This is a genomic window from Clostridium sp. SHJSY1 (assembly GCF_031626875.1).
Taxonomy (GTDB): domain Bacteria; phylum Bacillota; class Clostridia; order Clostridiales; family Clostridiaceae; genus Clostridium.
Window position 1 is genome coordinate 151,383 of sequence record NZ_JANDMF010000002.1, and the last position, 18,499, is coordinate 169,881.

Here is an 18,499-nt window from a genome sequence, read left to right on the forward strand (position 1 = left end):
TTCAATCTATATTTTTTTCCAATTATATATTTTTATTATACTACAAATTATTATTCCAATTAGTCTAAGTCTCAATTTATATAGTTAGTACTAATTTTCTATTTAGCATAAAAACCACTTTAAATATTTCAAATAATCTCTTTGGAAACATTTAATTTAACTCTATCTTTAAAATAACTAAAAATTTCTTTATTATAATAACAACTTTATGATTATTACATAGATTATTGTTAGAGAGTTTTAAAAGGAGGTGACATTATGTCTACCTTTAGAATTATCTCTTTTGATGGAGGTGGGGTTAAAGGGGCTTTATCTGCTGGAATATTAAAAAGGTTATGTGATAATAATAAAGCTCTTTTAGATAAAACTGATCTTTTTGCTGGAACTTCATCTGGAGGATTAATATCATTAGGCCTAGCTGCTGGTATTAATGGTGACGAGGCTGATAATTTTTTTTCTTTTGAAAATGTTAAAGAAGTATTTTCCCATAGAAGATTTAATCTTTTTCATCCACGTTATAAAAATGAAAACTTAAAAAAATTAGTTTCTTCTATAAGTAAAAATAAAACAACCATTGGTGACTTAGATAAATATATATTTATACCAGCATTTAGTCTCAGTGGAATAACAAGTAACCATTGGCAGGGTGTATTTTTCAATAATATTTCACACAAATACTATAACTCTGAAAAAATTTTAGATGTCGCCCTTGCAACTTCAGCAGCTCCTACTTACTTTCCTTCTCATAATAATTTTATAGATGGAGGAATTTTAACAAATTCACCTGCAATAGCAGCAGTTATAACAGTAATGCATAAATTTCCAGAATATGATATAAATGATTTTAAAGTTTTATCAATTGGAACCGGAAGTGTGCCTAAGGCAATTTCAGATAACACTAAAAATTGGGGAGTTATTGACTGGACCTTTAGACCATTTTCGTCAGTAAAATTACCTTTAGTTTCAGTTTTATTAAATGATACAGCTCCACTAGAAAATCTCTACTGCAAAACATTACTTCATGATAATTACTTTAGAATTAATCCTAAACTTCCTATAGATATAGAGCTTGATGATTATAAAAAAGTTACTATTCTAAAGAATATAGCTCAGAAATATGATTTAACTAAAGCTAACTATTTTATTCAAAATGTATTTCTTAAATAGGAGGATCTTATGTGTTTGGCTATATAACTCTAGTTAAAGATGAGTTAAAAGTAAAGGATTTAGAAACTTTTAGACATTATTACTGTGGCTTATGTATGTGTATAAAGAAAAAATTTGGCAATCCCCCAAGAATGGGATTGAATTATGATGTAACATTTTTTGCTGTTCTTCTTGACTCATTGTATAATGAAACAACAAAAACTTATCCTATTTCATGTATAAGACATCCAATTAATAAAAGAGTTTGTATTTCTGAAAATCCACCTTTGATATATTCAGCTAACTTAAATATTGCATTGATTTACTACAATGCTTTAGATGATGTTATAGACGACAATAATTTAGCTAGCAAAACTCTATCACTATCATTACAGCTCTATAAAAGAAAACTAGCTTATAAAAATATTGATAATATAATCAAAAATAATCTTGAAGAACTTCACTTGATTGAAATTTCGAATTGTTCTTACCAATTAGATGAAATTGCACATCCTTTTGGCCACATTATAGGAGAAATTTTAAAAGAAGCTCCTTTTACTTTAAATATAGATACAGCAAAAACGCGAAATAGCCTTTATAGTTTTGGGTACGCATTTGGAAAATGGATTTATCTTATAGATGCTTTAGATGATTTAAAAGAAGATATGGAAAATGGAAAATTTAATCCTATTGAAAAGGCATATAATAAATATAATCTGCCTTATGAAGATTTTATAAAAAAAATAAAAGAGAACTTAGATTTTTTACTAATGGGGCTTGCTATGCATTGTAGTGATCTTATAAAAGAACTACCTATTTCTAAAAACGAAGGAATCATTGACAATGTTATAAATCGGGGGCTAATTGAAAAATATATGAATATTTCTTATAAATTATAATATATTTACTATATATCAATATAAATATGAGGAGTATATATTAATGGATCCTTATAAAATTTTAGGGGTATTACCCCATTCTTCTGAAAAGGAAATTAAAGATGCATATAAAAATATTTTAGAATCTTACAATTTAGATACTCTTGAAAATGACTCCTTTAAATCCTTTAATGAAGAAAAAATTAATGAAGCAAATGAAGCTTATAGAATTATTACAAGTACAATGGCTTGTGAGGAGGTAAGAGATCTTATAGAAAGAGATGAATTTGTTGCAGCTGAAGCAAAGCTTAATGTTTTCTCTGATGCTTCTTCTGCTGAATGGAATTACTTAAAGGGAATCCTTTTAATAAAAAAGGGTTGGATAGATTCTGGAGTTAATCACATAAAGAAGGCAGCCACTTTAAACCCATATAATGATGAGTATACAGCAACTATAAATAAGTTAAATGAAAAAATAGGAAATTTGAAAAACAATCATAATGGTTCTCAGGGTGGAAATGCTCTTTCTGGACTTTGTGGAAACAATGGAAATAATAATAATAATAATAATAACAAAAATGGATTGTGTTAAAGATTGCAAATTAAAAATCAAGAACTTTAGCAAGAATTTTTTGCTAGATTTCTTAGATAAGAAAAGACTGGGATCCCCCAGTCTTTTTAAAGTTAATTCATTCCTGATTTTCTTCCTTCTATTACTCTTTGCATTTTTTCTCCAAATGTTGCTCCTGCAATAGAAATTGTTAAGAATACAACCAATACTATTGCTAGTATTATATAATCTTTACAAAGTACACCATAATTAATTACGGAAGCTGAGCATATTTCTCTTAATGCATCTACTGAATACGTAAATGGCATAAATGGATTTATTACCACAAAGAATCTTGGTACTAATTCTAATGGGAATGTACCTGCACAAGCTGTTAATTGTAATATCAATAATACTATACTAAGTAATCTTCCTGCATCACCAAACAATGAAATTAAACATTGAACTATAGCTATATATACTAGTGAGAAGAAGATTAATGAAGCAAAGTATAATGGCATATTTGCAGGTGATAATCCTAATGTTAATACCACTATACCAACAAGCACTGCTTGTAGAATTCCAACAAATCCAAAGGATAAGAATTTACCAAAGGCTTTATCGAATTTAGTTGCCCCTTCGTATTGTTCAGTTTTTGCTGAAATTACGAAGAACATCATTATTGCTCCAATCCATAATGATAGGTTTATAAAGTATGGTGAAAAACCTGAGCCATAGTTAGGAACTGGATTTATTGGTGCAACTTCAAGGTTTACTGGAGTTGCCACAAATGTTCCCATATCTTGCGATGTATTAACTAGTCCATCATTTAATTCATTTGAACCATCTTTTAATTTGGTAGCTAATTCATTTGAACCATCATGAAGCTTTGTAACTCCATCTTTTAACTCTGGTACTTTTCCATTTAAGGTAGTAATACCATCCTTAAGATCTCCTTGTCCTGAAACTAGTTTTTTCGATCCCGCTAATGCATCATTTGATCCTGAATACAGTTTTTTAATTCCATCAACTGCTTCATTTGAACCTGAATATAATTGCGGAACTCCTGTTTGTAAAGCTGGAACTTCTTTATATAATTCATTTATTCCTTCTCTCTCTCTAGCTGAGCCTAAGTATAGTGCATATGATCCTTTAAATATAACTCTAGATCCTTTAAATAGTTCATATGATCCTTTTGTTAAATTATTTGACCCTAGGTATAGTTTAGATATTCCTTGAGTTAAAGCTGGCATTTGATCATTTAAAACTGTAAATTTATTGTTTAAATTTTCAGCTCCACCGTTTATATCTTCAAGCCCTGGCCCAAATGTTGTATTTAAACCTGCTTTAAGCTTCCCAGAGCCATCACTTAACTTACTAACACCATTAGAAATACCACTAACATTACTAACTAATGTATTAGCTCCAGTAGCTAATTTGTTGACACCAGTTATATATTGTGAAACTTTGGCATTATATTGATCTATACCAGTAGCCAAATCAGAAGCACCTTGCTTTAATTTAGCAATATCATTTGCTGATTTAGAATTTGCCGCATTAATTCCTTCAACTATTTTAAGAGCTTCTTCAGTTTTTCCTGCCTTTAAAAGTTGCTCTACAGTATCCATACTTTTTGCTGAATTTGTAGATGCAACGATAAGTTTATTCACGCCTTCATTTACTTGAGTATAACTATTCTTTATAGCTAAAAAACCATTTGTTACTTGAGTGCCAGCTTCTTGAATATCTTTAGAAGCTTTACTTAAATTATCTAAATTTGAAGAACCTTTAACTAGGCCTGCTTGCATTTGTTTAAGCCCATCATCAATAGCACTAACACCAGGATAAATTTGAGTTGTATATCCATTATATAACTGATTAATAGCAGATTGTAATGTGCTAGTTCCATTATTTAGTTTTCCAACGCCTTGAACAAGTGTTGGACTATTATCATTCAATGATTTTAATCCATTATTAAGTACACTTTGTCCATTAACCAATGTTCCAAGCCCAGTACTAAGAGTTCCATTTCCATATGCGACTTCTCCTAATCTATTATTAATTTCAATTATTCCATCATTTAGTTCACTTACTCTTCCAAACTTAGGAACTTTACTATTTAATAATGCTAACCCTTCATTAAGTGGTCCTATTTTATTATTTAATGTTCCAAGTCCACCATTTAATTGTGAAATACCGCTATTTAGGTCAACCTGTCCATTATATAGTTGATTTGAACCATCATTTAACTTATTAGTTCCATCTGCAAGTTCTGGCACTTTGCCATTTAATGTTGTAAGTCCATCATTAATTTGTCCACTACCATCAGCAGCTTGGCCCATACCATCCTTTACTTTATAAAGATTATCAAAGGCACCCGTTACATAAGTATCAGTAACACTTTTTGTAATTTCTTCTTTTAATGCACTTTCAACCTTTGAATTAACTTGAGATGCTAAGAAATTTTTCTTTTCATTACACACAAATTTTAAGCTTGCCTGCTTAGGAGCCCCCTCCTTTGCACTTGCTACATCCTTTGAAAAGTCTTCTGTAATTACTAATTTTGCATAATACTTGTTACCTTCAAGACCTTCATTCGCATCTTCTTCTGAAACGAATTTCCAACCAACTCTGTCATCATCTTTTAGTTTGTCAACAAACTCTTGCCCATAACTTTGATAGTTACCATCTACATTTGCTCCATGGTCTAAATTAACAACTGCTACAGGCATATCTTTGAGTCTTCCATATGGATCCCAAAAGGCATCTAAATATAATAGAGAATATAATAGAGGTACTATTATGATTGCTATTACACTTACTCTTATAAACCTATTTTTGAAAATACCTTTTATATCTGATCCTGCTATTTTTATAAAATTCATCTCTTTACCTCCTTTCTACCTAATAGTTTCCATTGAACAATATTAAATTTACACCCAAAATGACCATTAGTCAAGTTTAATTTTGTATAAATTTTCTATTCAATCTAAATTTATTCTTTTATACTCATTTATACTACTTTTTTAACAAATAGTAATAATTTCATTTTTATCTATCTTTAAAACAGTAAAAAGTCAGATATCAAAAACATATTAATTTTTGATATCTGACTTTCTTTGACTTCACCTTATTAATTTTCTTCAGCATTAATTTAATTTTAACCCATATAGATTTTTAATTTAAATTTTATCTAAGGGTTCCCTATTTATTTTTGACTTATCCTTAAGTAAATTACTGAGTCTTGGATTCTTTGCTATTTCCTCTTGCACAATTGTACCTAAGTGACTATTTTCATAAATTAAATTGGTTAAACTTGAATCAATAATAACTTCATTAACATCCTCTTTATGCTCTGGTTTTTCATATATGTCTTTTTGTGCATTAACCAAGGCTTTCTTAAAATTCTTTTTGGTTTGCTCATTTTTTTTCTTATAGTTATTACTAACGGCTGAAATCACAGCAGGCTTTTTCACCTGACTATTTTCTACTTTACTAGCTTTTTCATATAAAATACGAATGATATCAATAGCCATATTAGTTCCCCCTTTCTAATTGATCGTTATTATATTATCGTATACATTTACAAAAGCTTGACATTTATTTGTTAAATTTTTCTAATATTTTCTATAAAAAAAGAATGGCTTTATATGTTTTTTAAAACCATTCTTTTACTTTTAATTAATTTTTGATATTTTGTCATCAGTTACTCTTCCATCTGAAGTATTCACTGGAATTTCTTCTCCTAAATAAGTTGATTTTGGTTTTATAAAAGCAGTAAAGAAATCTTTTAATTGAGCTAACTTTTCTCTACCTTTATATATATCAATCCCAACATAATTTCTAATATCTGATTTAACTCCATAAGCCTCAATGCCTAATTTATTTGCAATATATAATGCTCTTGGAAGATGATATTCATTAGTTATTATAATTGCCTTTTTAACTTTAAAAATCTCTTTTGCCCTATACATACTTTCGTAAGTTGAAAAACCAGCATGATCCAAGAAAATTTTTGACTCATCTACATTACAATTTTCTTGTATAAATTTTTTCATTGTTCCCACTTCATTATAATTTTGCTTACCATGATCTCCTGATAAAAGAAACTTACTATTATTATCTTTTTTATATACTTCAATTGAAGTTTTCAACCTATCTACAAGCATATCACATGGAGAACCATCAGACTTTACTCCTGCCCCCAAAACTATTATAGCATCAACATCTTTAGGGATATCTTCCACTGATACTATTTTACTTTCTCCATTTTTTTGAACTGTTGATATTAATACTAGTCCAACTATAACCCCTATACTTAACAAAACTAACATAGCAATAACTATTTTTAATACTACTCTTAAAACTTTATTTTTTTTCATTATCTTACCCTCATCAAGTTATTTATCTAAATTATACATTAAAAACATATAACATTGATTAAATATATATTAATTTTATTGCAACAAAAAAGTTCTGATAAAGTATATTAAAACTAAATCAGAACTTTTTTAATAACTTATTGTTCTATTTTTTCTTCTTTCTTAACATCAATCTTAATTCCAAGTTCAGAAAGTTGTTTTTCATCAGCTATGTTTGGAGCTTCACTTAAATAGCAGTACGCATTTTGATTTTTAGGGAATGCTATAACATCCTTAATGTTATCTGTTCCAGCTAAGAACATTATCATTCTATCAAGACCAAATGCTAATCCTCCATGTGGTGGTGGTCCAAATTTAAATGCTTCTAATAAGAATCCAAATCTTTCCCAAGCCTCTTCTTCTGTAAAGCCTAATGCTTTGAACATTCTTTCTTGAAGATCCATATTATGAATTCTTATAGATCCTCCACCTAATTCTTCCCCATTTAAAACTAAATCATAAGCTTTTGATCTTACTTTGCCTGGATCTGTTTCTATCATACCTAAGTCTTCATCCATTGGTGCTGTAAATGGGTGATGGCAAGCTGTATATCTTTCTTCTTCTTCACTATATTCAAACAATGGGAATTCTGTAACCCAAGTAAACTTAAATTCACTCTTATCTTTTATTAGCTCATATTTCTTAGCAAGTTCAAGTCTTAATGCCCCTAAACTTTGGAATACTACTGAATTCTTATCTGCAACTATAAGGATTAAATCTCCAGTTTCTGCTCCCATCTTAGTTATAATATTATTCATATCATCATCATTTAAGAATTTAGCTATAGGTGACTTTATTCCATCTTCTTTTAATTGAATATATGCTAATCCTTTAGCCTTATATCCTTTAACAAATTCGCCCAATCTATCTATGTCTTTTCTTCCCATAGAAGCCCCACCTTTTAAGCAAAGAGCTCTAATTGAGCCATTAACTTCTAAGGCTGATTTAAATACCATAAAATCAATATCTTTAACTATCTCAGTTAAATCAGTTATTTCCATACCAAATCTTATATCCGGTTTATCTGAACCGTACTTTTCCATAGCTTCCTTAAATGTCATTCTAGGAATAGGAAGTGTAACTTCATGCCCTAAAACTTCTTTAAATACATGGGCTACTAGTTTTTCATTAATTCCTATTACATCTTCTTCTTCAACAAAGCTCATTTCTAAATCGATTTGAGTAAATTCAGGTTGTCTATTTGCTCTTAAATCCTCATCTCTAAAGCATTTTGCTATTTGATAATATTTATCAAAACCTGATACCATTAATAATTGTTTAAATATTTGTGGTGATTGAGGTAGTGCATAAAACATTCCTGGATAATTTCTTGAAGGTACTAAATAATCTCTTGCTCCTTCTGGTGTAGATTTAGTAAGAGTTGGTGTTTCTACTTCTAAGAATCCGTTATTATCTAAGAAATCTCTTACTGCCTTTGATGTTCTATTTCTTATCATAAAGATTTTTTGCATATCTGGCCTTCTTAAATCAAGATATCTATGCTTTAATCTTATTTGCTCTGATGCATCTAATCCTTCCTTTATATATATTGGAGGAGTTTCTGATTCTGAAAGAATTTTAACACTTTCACATTTTAATTCAACCATACCAGTTAGCATACTTTCATTTGGCGATTCACGTTTTACAACTTCTCCTGTTACAGCAATGCAGTATTCCGGTTTAACCGTTTTAGCTTTTTCAAAAGCTTCTGCATTTATCTCTTCACCAAATACTACTTGCATTATTCCTTCTCTATCTCTAAGGTCTATAAAATTAAGACCTCCTAATTTTCTATTTCTTTGAACCCATCCCATAAGAGTAATTTTACTTCCTATATGGCTTTCTCTAGGTTCTCCACAGTACATACTTCTCTTTAAGCCACCTAAAGCTTCTCCCATTTTAGTCATTCCTTTCTTAATTAAGTATATAAAGTATCAAGTAATTCTTTTTTACCATCTACCATTTCTTTGATTCTGTTAACATATTCCCTAACATCTTTGACATTTCCAAAACGCTCTATCCTATTATCTTTTAAGAATACAGCCTTTGTTACAGCATCTGCACCCAGTGCGATTATAGTCTGCTTATCTTCTATCATTTGGATATTATAAATACATTCCTTACCTTCTTTAGCATACCCTAAATTCTCCATATTTCCAACCATATTTTTTTGTCTATACATATAATATGGTTTTAATTTTAGACTTTCAGCTAAATGCTTACTTTCAGAATACATCTTCATTACTTCATCTTGACTCTTTAATCCTAAGCCTTTTTTTAAGATAAAATTTTCATACATAATAGACCCTCTTTTTAAAGAAAGTCCATGTACAGTCAAACTATCTGGTGAAAGTTTTCTAATTTCCTCTGCAGTATGTTTAGCTTCTTCAAGCCCTTCTCCTGGAAGCCCTATTATCATATCCATATTAATATCTTCAAATCCTAAGGATTTTGCCATATTAAACTTCTCTATTACATCACTTGAAGTATGATTTCTTCCAATTAGACTTAAAGTCTTATCATTCATAGTTTGAGGATTTATACTTATTCTAGAAACATCATACTTTTTCATAGTTTCTAACTTTTTCATAGTTATAGAATCAGGTCTGCCACATTCTACAGTAAATTCCTTTATCTCTCTTTTGTCTACAAAGGAATTATATATCTTATTCATAATATTTTCAAATTCTTCTTCATCTATTGACGTTGGTGTTCCTCCACCAAAGTAAACAGTCTCAACTTTTAAGGATTTTTCATCTATATACTTATGTATTTCTTCTATCTCATAGTTGAGAGCTTCTAAATAAGGTGAAACTAATTTCCTATTCCCACCTATAGGATTTGATGCAAATGAGCAATAAAGACATCTAGTAGGACAAAAAGCCATTCCTATATAAATAGATATAGTTTTCTCATCTTTATTTACAAATCTATCTTCTGAATTTGCTACATCAATACAAAGCTTTACTTTATCTCCATAAGTAAAATGTTTCTCATAAAAAAATTCTTTGATCTCTTCCTCTGATTTTCCTTCTCTTAAAAGCTTTAATGCTATTTTTGAAGGTCTAATACCAACTAAAGTTCCCCAAGGATAAGTTTCTTTTGTAATCTTACCTAAAGATTCAAATATAACTTTTTTTATAGTTTCTTTTATATGTTCATCTTCTTTTACAGAAACTTCATTATGGCATTCTTTATAATCAAAAGTAATTTTATTTAAATCTATATTAACATAATAATCTCCCTCTAGATCTGAAAACTTAATTTCATCTAGAGGGAAATAAATATTAAACATCTGATATACATCATATCTATATTTAAAGTCATTTAACTTTATATTTATCTCCATTTTTACTCCTTAACTTAAAAAAAGATTTCTCTCTTTTTCATATCCTATAGTAGATTTTCCACCATGCCCTGGATAAACTTCAATATTATCACCAAGTGGTAATAATTTATTTTTTATGCCACTTACTAACAATTCAAAACTTCCTCCTGGAAAATCAGATCTACCTACTGACCCTTGGAATAATGTATCTCCTGAAAACAGTTTATCTTCAATTAAGAAACAAACTCCTCCCTCTGTATGACCTGGGGTTGTTATTACCTTAATAGATTTGTTTGCAAAATTTAATACATCTCCATCATTTAAATTACCATCTGCTTTTCTTAGTGGTCCAAATACTGAACTATCCCTTTTTATCCATTCTTCATCATTTTCATTTATATAAAAAGGAACATTGTATTTATCTGCTAAGTACTCAACAGCTCCTACATGATCAAAGTGTCCATGAGTTAATAAAATATATTTAAGCTTTGCACCTAAATTTTCAATAGCATTTTCTATTGCAGCCCCTTCTGCCCCTGGATCTACTACAACTGCCTCTTTACTTTCTTCATCTACTATAAGGTAGCAATTTTCTTCAATTGCTCCAACTACTATTGTCTTAATAATCATGTTAAGCACCTCACTTTAAAATTCTTTTTTACTATCCAACATAATAGTTACAGGACCATCATTTATAATGTCTACTACCATATGAGCCCCAAACTCTCCAAATTCAACTTTAAGTCCTGATTCTTTAAGTTTTTCTATAACCTCTTCATAAAGTTTATTAGCTTCTTCTCCACCCATAGCATTCATAAAATTAGGCCTTCTACCTTTTCTACAGTCTCCATATAAAGTGAACTGTGAAATTACTAGTAACTCACCTTCAACATCTTGTATAGAAAGATTCAGCTTGTCATTTTCATCTTCAAAAACCCTAAGTCCTAAAATTTTGTCACATATATATTTTGTATCTTCTTTTGTATCTTCTTTAGAAATTCCAAGAAGAACATTAAATCCCCTTTTTATTTCTCCTATAATCTTATCCTCAACTTTTACACTTGAGGAATTAACTCTTTGTACTATAGCCCTCATCCATACACATCCTTTAATTGTTCATTCTAAATACATCAGTAACACCTTCAAGTCTTCTTATCTTTTTCATAAGCTCTTTAAGTTGTTCTATCGAGTCTATCTTCACTTTTATGCTTATTAATGCCTCCTTGCCTTTAGAGGAATTTGCATTTAATGAATTTAAATACAGATTAGAATCTGTTATAACCATTGTAATATCAGAAAGTATTCCTTTTCTATCCTCTGCTTTAACTCTAATTTCTGCAATATAGGAGGCTCCCTTTTGAGTTCCCCAATTAACTTCTAATACTTTATTAGGGTCATAGTCAATTAATGATTGTAAATTGCTACAGTCTGTTCTGTGTACAGACACCCCTCTTCCTTTTGTAATATAACCCATTATATCATCTCCTGGAACTGGGTTACAACATCTTGCAAATCTAACCATGAGATTACTCTCACCTTTAACAGTAATTCCATAATCCTTTGAACTCTTTGCATTTCTTTCTGCCTTTGCAATTTGTTCTTCTATATATTTATTTTCTGCTTCTGGAGAAGATTTTTCCTTTTCTGCATTAGTTTCTTCTTTTAATCTTGTAATTAAATTAGAAGCATTAATGTTCCCAAGTCCTATACTTGAATATAAATCTTCTATGTTATGTATATTATATCTTTTTTGAATCTTTTCATATATTTCCCCTTTAGCAATACTAGAAAAATTTATAGATTGTTTCTTAAGTTCTTTTTCTAAAAGTTCCTTACCTCTATTAATATTTTCATCTTTTTTCGCCTTTTTAAACCAAGCTCTGATTTTACTCTTTGCTTGATTGCTCTTAGCAATACTAAGCCAGTTCATACTTGGTCCTTTTGATGATGAAGATGTTATTATTTCAACTATTTCACCAGTTTTTAACTTATAATCAAGTGGCACTATTTTTCCATTAACTTTAGCTCCAGTACACTTATTTCCTACATCTGTATGTATTCTATACGCAAAATCTATTGGTGTTGACCCACTTCCTAAATTAATAACCACTCCTTTTGGGGTAAATACAAATACTTCATCAGAAAATAAATCTATCTTGAAACCTTCCATAAATTCTTCTGCATCTGAAGTTTCTTTCTGCCACTCAAGCATATCTCTTAGCCAAACAAGCTTTTGCTCAAAATTTTGTTCCTTATCTTCACCAGAATCATTACCTTCTTTGTACTTCCAGTGAGCTGCTATACCATACTCAGCAGTTTTATGCATATCAAAAGTTCTTATTTGTATTTCAAATGTTTTGCCTTGAGAGCCAATAACTGTAGTATGTAATGATTGGTACATATTTGGTTTTGGCATAGCTATGTAATCCTTAAACCTTCCAGGAATAGGTTTGTAAATAGTATGTACAATTCCTAAAACTCCATAACAATCTTTAACAGAGTTTACTAGTATTCTTATAGCTGTTAAATCAAATATCTGTTCAAGACTCTTATTTTTATTAACCATTTTTTTATATATACTGTAAAAATGTTTTGGTCTTCCATCTATTTCAGAATAGATACCAGAGTCTTCTAAATTCTTTGTGATTTCCTCCATTATATTTTGTATATAACTTTCTCTTTCAACTCTTTTTTCTGCTATATCATGAACTAATTCATAATATTCTTCCTCATGTAAATATCTAAATGATAAATCTTCAAGCTCCCATTTAATTTTAGACATACCTAGTCTATGAGCAAGTGGAGCATATATGTCCAATGTTTCTTTAGCTTTTAACTTTTGTTTTTCTTTAGGCATGAACTTTAAAGTTCTTAAATTATGAAGTCTATCAGCTAATTTAATTATTATTACTCTGATATCTTTTGCCATTGCTAAAAGCATTTTTCTTACATTATCGGCTTGTTGTTCTTCTTTAGTCTTATATTTTATTTTGCCAAGTTTAGTTACACCATCCACTAAGCTAGCAACTTCTGGATTAAAAATCTCACTCATTTCTTTATAACTACATGAAGTATCCTCTAAAACATCATGTAGAAGTCCAGCTATTATGGTATTAGTATCCATACCAAGCTCAGCTAATATTTCAGCAACATCTATAGGATGTATTATATACGGTTCACCTGATTCCCTAAGTTGTTCCTTATGTGCATCTTCTGCAAACTTATAAGCTTTTTTTACCATTTCAACATCAACATTAATACAATTATCTTCTATTTTTTTTAGCAAGGTATCTATCATAAGGATAATCTCTCCTAAACATTATTTTCTAAAATCAAAGGCTGGTCTTTAAACCAGCCACCTATAAAAAATATTATATAATATTATTTTTCTATTTTCAACAATCTTTCTTTGGATTTACATCTATTAGTTCTTATAGCAATAATTTTACTACATTCTTTAAACTTTATCATGCTTTCATTTCACAAACTAATGTTGAAAAAATTCAAAAAAAGAAACCCTTTGTATAGAGTTTCTCTTAAACATCTTTACTATACTTCATAATCAACCAATGAAAGTATATCATATCCTTCTAACTTGTCTCTTCCTTTTAATTCAGTTAATTCAATAGCAAAGTCAAGAGATACAACTTCTCCGCCAACACTTTCTACAAGTTTTGCAACTGCTTCTATTGTTCCACCTGTAGCTAATAGATCATCTACTATAGCAACTTTTTGTCCTTTTTTAATTGCATCTTTGTGAATTTCTAGAGTATCTGTTCCATATTCTAAGCCATAATTAACTGAAACTGTTTCACTTGGTAGTTTACCTTTTTTTCTTACTGGTACAAACCCTACCCCTAATGCATATGCAACAGGAACTCCAAAAATAAATCCTCTTGCTTCTGGTCCAACTATCAAATCTACTTCTTTATCCTTTAAGTGTTCAACAATTTTATCAATTGAAGCTTTAAGTGCTTCTCCATCACCTATTAGTGTAGTTATGTCTTTAAAACTAATTCCTTCCTTCGGAAAGTCCTCAATCACTCTGATTTTATCTTTTAAATTCATACTTACTCCTCCAAAATAATTATTATATATGTATGTATTTATTTATGTATTGCACCAATTATACTGGCACTTTTAATTTGTTTAAGTATTTTGCTATCTGTTTAGCCCTATACTCATCTCCAGTAGTTAATAGTTCAAGAACTATTCTAGCATTGCTAACTACTCCTACTGTATTAACAGTTGGAGTGATAAGTTCTATAATATTAACAATATCTTCATCATTCAATTCTTTAATCTGATCTAAATTAATTATTGCCCTTAATCCATGATTATTTGTATTAACTAAAAACTTTTTGCCTTCTCTGTATATTACTCCATTTTCGCCTCTTAAACTAACCTTTGCACATTGTCCACCTATAAGTATTAAATCTAAATATTTATTTATATTCTTCATGTTATAGGATATTGCAATAGCTTGCATTACTTTAAAAGTCAACGCACTTAAAGACAGGTTTTTGTACCTATATTCACAGCCCTTCTGCTTAGGATTAATATAGACATAATTTCTTTCCCTCACTGTTTTTTTATTTTCTACAACAATTAAATCTATATTTAAATCTCGCAAAAGTCTTTCTTCCTTTTGTGATTTTAAATCTACTCCTAATGTTATTAGTAGGTCAGCTCCTAGGAAATCAATACCTTCTCGAATATCATTACAATCTATTGAATTACGTATCTCCCCTCCCTCATGTATAAGATATTCAACATCTGCATTTAAATATCTTAAAATCAGGCTCAATGATGCTACTGAACATATAGCATCTACTGAAGAGTTTCCATAAACCACTATTTTTTTTCTATTGTTTATTGCGTAGACAAGTTTCTCAATAGCTCCATTCATATGTCTAAGTAGAAAGGGATTATATCCAGTTATGTAATTAGGACAATAAATACTCTCCCAAAATTTACGCATTACTTACTCCTCCATAAATAAGAAAACATTTATATTATAGTGTATATTGCCTATAATAGCAAACGATTTTCATGGTTTTTATAAACAATTTTCAATACATACTATGTATTGTGTCATTTAACTTTTACTACCTATATATAGTATTGCTTTATATACAACAGTCATACACTTTTATAGAAAAAATTTCATTTTTTAGTTATTTTTCTTACTTATTTTCCATCTTTGAATGAAAAAAGAGTAGAATTTAAATCTACCCTTAATTCACAATAAACTATTCAGTCACAGTTTTAGTATTTTTATTCATCTTTTTCTTTAAGATAACCCAAATTGGTGATGCTATGAAAATTGATGAATATGCTCCTGCTACTATACCAATTACTAGTGGCATAGCAAAATCTCTTACTGAAGGTACTAATACATTTAAAGCTATAATTGTAAGTAATGTAGCTAAAGTTGTATTAATTGACCTTTCAATAGTTTGTGTTAAACTTGTATCTGCAATCTCTACAACATCTTTTCTTCTATTTTTCTTAGAAAGTTCTCTAATCCTATCAAATACAACTATTGTATCATTCATTGAGTAACCAACTATAGTAAGCATTGCAGCTATAAATGGTGTATTAATCGGAATGTTAAACACCGCATAAACACTTAATGTTATTAATACATCATGTGCTAATGCTACAACTGAAGCTATACCAAACTTAAATTCAAATCTAATAGCTATGTAAATAAGCATTGCTATTAATGCTATCCCTAATGAAACTATAGAATTCTTCTTTAAATCATTCCCTACAGAAGCTCCAATTTCACTTTGTGATAATAGAGCATTATCTTCAAGTTGATACTTTTCTTTAAGATCATTTACTAAATCACTAACATGTTGACTGTTTAAATCACTTGATTTAACTTCATATTTGTTTCCATCTATAACATTAGTAACTGCATCTGCTGCATATTTTTTAGTAATTCCATCTACTTCATCTTTATTAAAATCATCTTTTAATTGGATTTGTATTACAGTACCACCTTTAAAGTCTATACCAAAATTCAATCCTTTAAAAACCATAAACCCTATCCCTATTAATATTATAATAGCGGATATAGTAAACCAAATTTTTCTTTTTTCTACTATTCTAAGCATAAACTCTACCCCCTCTTCACTCTAAAATGAGATAGTTTGCTTAATAAGCCTGCTTCCACAGCTTTATTCAGCATAAATCTTGTGACAACTAAAGCTGTAAATAAACTTACTACAACACCTATCATCAAGGTTACAGCAAATCCTTTTACTGAACCAGTTCCAAAGAAATAAAGTACTAATGATGCAATAATAGTTGTAAGATTTGAATCAACTATAGATGATAAAGCTTCATCAAAACCTTTCTTTACAGCAGCTTTAGAAGAAATTCCTTTTTTAAGTTCCTCTCTTATTCTTTCAAACATAAGTACATTGGCATCAACCGCTACACCAATTGTAAGTAAGAATGCTGCTATACCAGGCAATGTAAGTGCCGCTCCTACTTCACCAAATATAAGTAAAGTTAAAGATGTATAGAAAGTCATTGTAATTGCTGATATTATTCCAAGTCTTCTATAGAATGCAATCATAAATAAATAAACTAACCCTATACCAATAGCTCCAGCTTTTAAAGCATTTGGAAAAGCCGTAGCACCTAGTTCAGCACCAACTGTTTCAACTTGAACAGCTTTAACTGTAACAGGAAGTGCTCCTGCATTAATTAACCCAGCTAATTTTTTAGCTTCATCTAATGAAGATTGACCAGTTATTGAAGCTTTCCCTTCATTGATTACTGTATCAACTCTTGGATTACTTAATTGTTGATCATCCATGTTAATTGAAATTTGCTTTCCAAGATATTTTTGAGTTGCCTCCGCAAACTTTGGTTGCCCTTCAGAAGTTAACTCCAAAGATACTTGTGGCTTACCTGTAGTTGGATCTGATGTTACTGAAGCCTTTTCTACATCTTGTCCTGTCAAAAGAACGTCTCCTTCTGGTGATTTAAATGTTAATTCTCCAGTTTTGCTTAAGTCATCAACAATTCCAGCCGAATCATATTTACCAGGAATTTCTATTCTTATTCTTTTATCACCTTCAGTTGAAACAGCTGTTTCTGACACTCCTATTTTGTTAACTCTAAGTTCTAATGATTGCTTAGTTTTTTCTAAATCTTCCTTAGATACTTCATCTTCTTGAATTTCCATAGTAACAGAAACTCCACCTTGAAGGTCTAATCCTTTTGTAATCATTTCATTAAATGATTTAACTTTCCAGCCAGCTACCTCTAAACCATTAAATCCTAGAATGGTAAATGCGATAATAGCAACTGTGCATAGTATAAATAATACCGAACTCTTCCCTTTTGTCTTCATTTTTCTCCTCCTCAGTATTAGAGTCTTTATTTTCGCAATGTATTAATTATAGCATATGGTTATTTTAGAATAAAGATTTTTTAGATATTAACTCCTAAAATTCCGGAAATTGCGCCAATTATTGCATAAATCAATAACTTATATAATTCTCCACTCCCCATAATGCTGTCTTCTTTGAATATTGATGAAAACACTAACATCAATATAAAAAATAAAATTCCAACTAATGCTCCCGATAACCATCCCTTTCTTTCATTCACCTTAGCAGTAATAATACCTCCTACCGCCAAAGATGTTAACGTTATAACATAATAGATTACAATATATATACTTTTGGCAAAATCTACTTTAATCATAACAAGAGATAGAAAAAAAATCAATATAATACATAATACGGTAGATAATAAAGATCCTTTAATAACATTTTTTATATATCTTTTCATACAAACAAAACACCCCCTAATACTAAATCTTATGTAGTATTAGGGGGGACTATTCTAATCTTGTTTATATATTTTATTTGCTATTGCACTTTTTGAAAATTTAAGTCTTACTTTATCTGGTCCTGATTCTAAAACAACAGTGTCATCTTTAAAAGAGAGTACCTTTCCTATTACTCCTCCTCTTGTCATAATTTCATCATTAACCTTAAGACCATCAAGCATAGTATCATATTGTTTTTTTCTCTTTTTTTCAGGAATTATAAAAAACAAATAGAATACTACTATTATTATTAAATACGGTGCGAATGAAATAATTTGTTCCATATTTTAAACTTCCTCCCTTAAACATATAATATGT

General features: G+C 29.6%; 17 protein-coding genes. 3 read left to right on the forward strand and 14 right to left on the reverse strand.

Translation table 11 applies throughout. From position 1 onward, the window contains the following. Nucleotides 1–258: 258 nt before the first annotated feature. Genes NNC19_RS01890 through NNC19_RS01900 form a run of 3 tightly spaced genes read left to right on the forward strand, consistent with a single transcriptional unit; the run spans nucleotide 259 to nucleotide 2,616 of the window. Nucleotides 259–1,167 carry a patatin-like phospholipase family protein gene (locus tag NNC19_RS01890; protein WP_310936901.1) on the forward strand — a complete coding sequence of 303 codons (909 nt, stop codon included), beginning with the start codon at nucleotides 259–261 and terminating at the stop codon, nucleotides 1,165–1,167. Between the two features lie 11 nt (nucleotides 1,168–1,178). Then, a complete protein-coding gene (locus tag NNC19_RS01895) occupies nucleotides 1,179–2,045 on the forward strand; it encodes a DUF5685 family protein (RefSeq protein WP_310936902.1) in 867 nt (288 codons plus the stop codon). A gap of 43 nt (nucleotides 2,046–2,088) precedes the next feature. Further along, nucleotides 2,089–2,616 carry a J domain-containing protein gene (locus NNC19_RS01900; RefSeq protein ID WP_310936903.1) on the forward strand — a complete coding sequence of 176 codons (528 nt, stop codon included), beginning with the start codon at nucleotides 2,089–2,091 and terminating at the stop codon, nucleotides 2,614–2,616. A gap of 92 nt (nucleotides 2,617–2,708) precedes the next feature. Here NNC19_RS01900 and NNC19_RS01905 read toward each other — a convergent pair whose 3' ends face one another. From NNC19_RS01905 to yajC, 14 genes are all read right to left on the reverse strand, one after another. After that, nucleotides 2,709–5,459, reverse strand: coding sequence for a YhgE/Pip domain-containing protein (locus tag NNC19_RS01905; protein WP_310936904.1), 2,751 nt, complete (start codon nucleotides 5,457–5,459; stop codon nucleotides 2,709–2,711). Between the two features lie 297 nt (nucleotides 5,460–5,756). After that, a complete protein-coding gene (locus tag NNC19_RS01910; RefSeq protein WP_310936905.1) occupies nucleotides 5,757–6,110 on the reverse strand; it encodes a hypothetical protein in 354 nt (117 codons plus the stop codon). A 141-nt stretch (nucleotides 6,111–6,251) separates the two neighbouring features. Beyond that, nucleotides 6,252–6,956 carry an ElyC/SanA/YdcF family protein gene (locus tag NNC19_RS01915; protein ID WP_310936906.1) on the reverse strand — a complete coding sequence of 235 codons (705 nt, stop codon included), beginning with the start codon at nucleotides 6,954–6,956 and terminating at the stop codon, nucleotides 6,252–6,254. 137 nt (nucleotides 6,957–7,093) lie between these two features. Further along, nucleotides 7,094–8,893, reverse strand: a complete 1,800-nt coding sequence (gene aspS, locus NNC19_RS01920; RefSeq protein ID WP_310937001.1) for an aspartate--tRNA ligase — start codon at nucleotides 8,891–8,893, stop codon at nucleotides 7,094–7,096. Between the two features lie 20 nt (nucleotides 8,894–8,913). Continuing rightward, nucleotides 8,914–10,344 carry a coproporphyrinogen III oxidase gene (locus NNC19_RS01925; protein ID WP_310936907.1) on the reverse strand — a complete coding sequence of 477 codons (1,431 nt, stop codon included), beginning with the start codon at nucleotides 10,342–10,344 and terminating at the stop codon, nucleotides 8,914–8,916. A gap of 9 nt (nucleotides 10,345–10,353) precedes the next feature. Further along, the gene (locus tag NNC19_RS01930; protein WP_310936908.1) at nucleotides 10,354–10,953 is read right to left on the reverse strand and encodes an MBL fold metallo-hydrolase; all 600 of its coding nucleotides are present in this window, start codon (nucleotides 10,951–10,953) and stop codon (nucleotides 10,354–10,356) included. Nucleotides 10,954–10,968: 15 nt separating this feature from the next. Then, a complete protein-coding gene (gene dtd / locus NNC19_RS01935) occupies nucleotides 10,969–11,418 on the reverse strand; it encodes a D-aminoacyl-tRNA deacylase (RefSeq protein WP_310936909.1) in 450 nt (149 codons plus the stop codon). A 13-nt stretch (nucleotides 11,419–11,431) separates the two neighbouring features. Beyond that, nucleotides 11,432–13,621: a bifunctional (p)ppGpp synthetase/guanosine-3',5'-bis(diphosphate) 3'-pyrophosphohydrolase gene (locus tag NNC19_RS01940; protein ID WP_310936910.1), complete on the reverse strand. Its 2,190-nt coding sequence runs from the start codon at nucleotides 13,619–13,621 to the stop codon at nucleotides 11,432–11,434. A 251-nt stretch (nucleotides 13,622–13,872) separates the two neighbouring features. After that, on the reverse strand, nucleotides 13,873–14,391 hold the full coding sequence (locus tag NNC19_RS01945; RefSeq protein ID WP_310936911.1) for an adenine phosphoribosyltransferase: 519 nt from the start codon (nucleotides 14,389–14,391) through the stop codon (nucleotides 13,873–13,875). Between the two features lie 58 nt (nucleotides 14,392–14,449). Beyond that, nucleotides 14,450–15,304, reverse strand: a complete 855-nt coding sequence (locus NNC19_RS01950; protein ID WP_310936912.1) for a DHH family phosphoesterase — start codon at nucleotides 15,302–15,304, stop codon at nucleotides 14,450–14,452. A gap of 271 nt (nucleotides 15,305–15,575) precedes the next feature. Then, complete coding sequence (gene secF, locus NNC19_RS01955) at nucleotides 15,576–16,448, reverse strand: protein translocase subunit SecF (RefSeq protein WP_310936913.1); 873 nt, start codon at nucleotides 16,446–16,448, stop codon at nucleotides 15,576–15,578. Between the two features lie 5 nt (nucleotides 16,449–16,453). Next, nucleotides 16,454–17,698, reverse strand: coding sequence for a protein translocase subunit SecD (secD, locus tag NNC19_RS01960; RefSeq protein ID WP_310936914.1), 1,245 nt, complete (start codon nucleotides 17,696–17,698; stop codon nucleotides 16,454–16,456). Between the two features lie 80 nt (nucleotides 17,699–17,778). Further along, nucleotides 17,779–18,141 carry a TIGR04086 family membrane protein gene (locus NNC19_RS01965; RefSeq protein WP_310936915.1) on the reverse strand — a complete coding sequence of 121 codons (363 nt, stop codon included), beginning with the start codon at nucleotides 18,139–18,141 and terminating at the stop codon, nucleotides 17,779–17,781. Between the two features lie 54 nt (nucleotides 18,142–18,195). Continuing rightward, complete coding sequence (yajC, locus tag NNC19_RS01970; protein WP_310936916.1) at nucleotides 18,196–18,465, reverse strand: preprotein translocase subunit YajC; 270 nt, start codon at nucleotides 18,463–18,465, stop codon at nucleotides 18,196–18,198. Nucleotides 18,466–18,499 lie beyond the last annotated feature (34 nt).

What these genes read in the sequence shown, in the direction of transcription:
- NNC19_RS01890 (WP_310936901.1), top strand. Translation starts at nt 259, where the DNA reads ATGTCTACCTTTAGAATTATCTCTTTTGATGGAGGTGGGGTTAAAGGG.
- NNC19_RS01900 (WP_310936903.1), top strand. Translation starts at nt 2,089, where the DNA reads ATGGATCCTTATAAAATTTTAGGGGTATTACCCCATTCTTCTGAAAAG.
- NNC19_RS01905 (WP_310936904.1), bottom strand. Translation starts at nt 5,459, where the DNA reads ATGAATTTTATAAAAATAGCAGGATCAGATATAAAAGGTATTTTCAAA.
- NNC19_RS01910 (WP_310936905.1), bottom strand. Translation starts at nt 6,110, where the DNA reads ATGGCTATTGATATCATTCGTATTTTATATGAAAAAGCTAGTAAAGTA.
- NNC19_RS01915 (WP_310936906.1), bottom strand. Translation starts at nt 6,956, where the DNA reads ATGAAAAAAAATAAAGTTTTAAGAGTAGTATTAAAAATAGTTATTGCT.
- aspS (WP_310937001.1), bottom strand. Translation starts at nt 8,893, where the DNA reads ATGGGAGAAGCTTTAGGTGGCTTAAAGAGAAGTATGTACTGTGGAGAA.
- NNC19_RS01925 (WP_310936907.1), bottom strand. Translation starts at nt 10,344, where the DNA reads ATGGAGATAAATATAAAGTTAAATGACTTTAAATATAGATATGATGTA.
- NNC19_RS01930 (WP_310936908.1), bottom strand. Translation starts at nt 10,953, where the DNA reads ATGATTATTAAGACAATAGTAGTTGGAGCAATTGAAGAAAATTGCTAC.
- dtd (WP_310936909.1), bottom strand. Translation starts at nt 11,418, where the DNA reads ATGAGGGCTATAGTACAAAGAGTTAATTCCTCAAGTGTAAAAGTTGAG.
- NNC19_RS01940 (WP_310936910.1), bottom strand. Translation starts at nt 13,621, where the DNA reads ATGATAGATACCTTGCTAAAAAAAATAGAAGATAATTGTATTAATGTT.
- NNC19_RS01945 (WP_310936911.1), bottom strand. Translation starts at nt 14,391, where the DNA reads ATGAATTTAAAAGATAAAATCAGAGTGATTGAGGACTTTCCGAAGGAA.
- NNC19_RS01950 (WP_310936912.1), bottom strand. Translation starts at nt 15,304, where the DNA reads ATGCGTAAATTTTGGGAGAGTATTTATTGTCCTAATTACATAACTGGA.
- secF (WP_310936913.1), bottom strand. Translation starts at nt 16,448, where the DNA reads ATGCTTAGAATAGTAGAAAAAAGAAAAATTTGGTTTACTATATCCGCT.
- secD (WP_310936914.1), bottom strand. Translation starts at nt 17,698, where the DNA reads ATGAAGACAAAAGGGAAGAGTTCGGTATTATTTATACTATGCACAGTT.
- NNC19_RS01965 (WP_310936915.1), bottom strand. Translation starts at nt 18,141, where the DNA reads ATGAAAAGATATATAAAAAATGTTATTAAAGGATCTTTATTATCTACC.
- yajC (WP_310936916.1), bottom strand. Translation starts at nt 18,465, where the DNA reads ATGGAACAAATTATTTCATTCGCACCGTATTTAATAATAATAGTAGTA.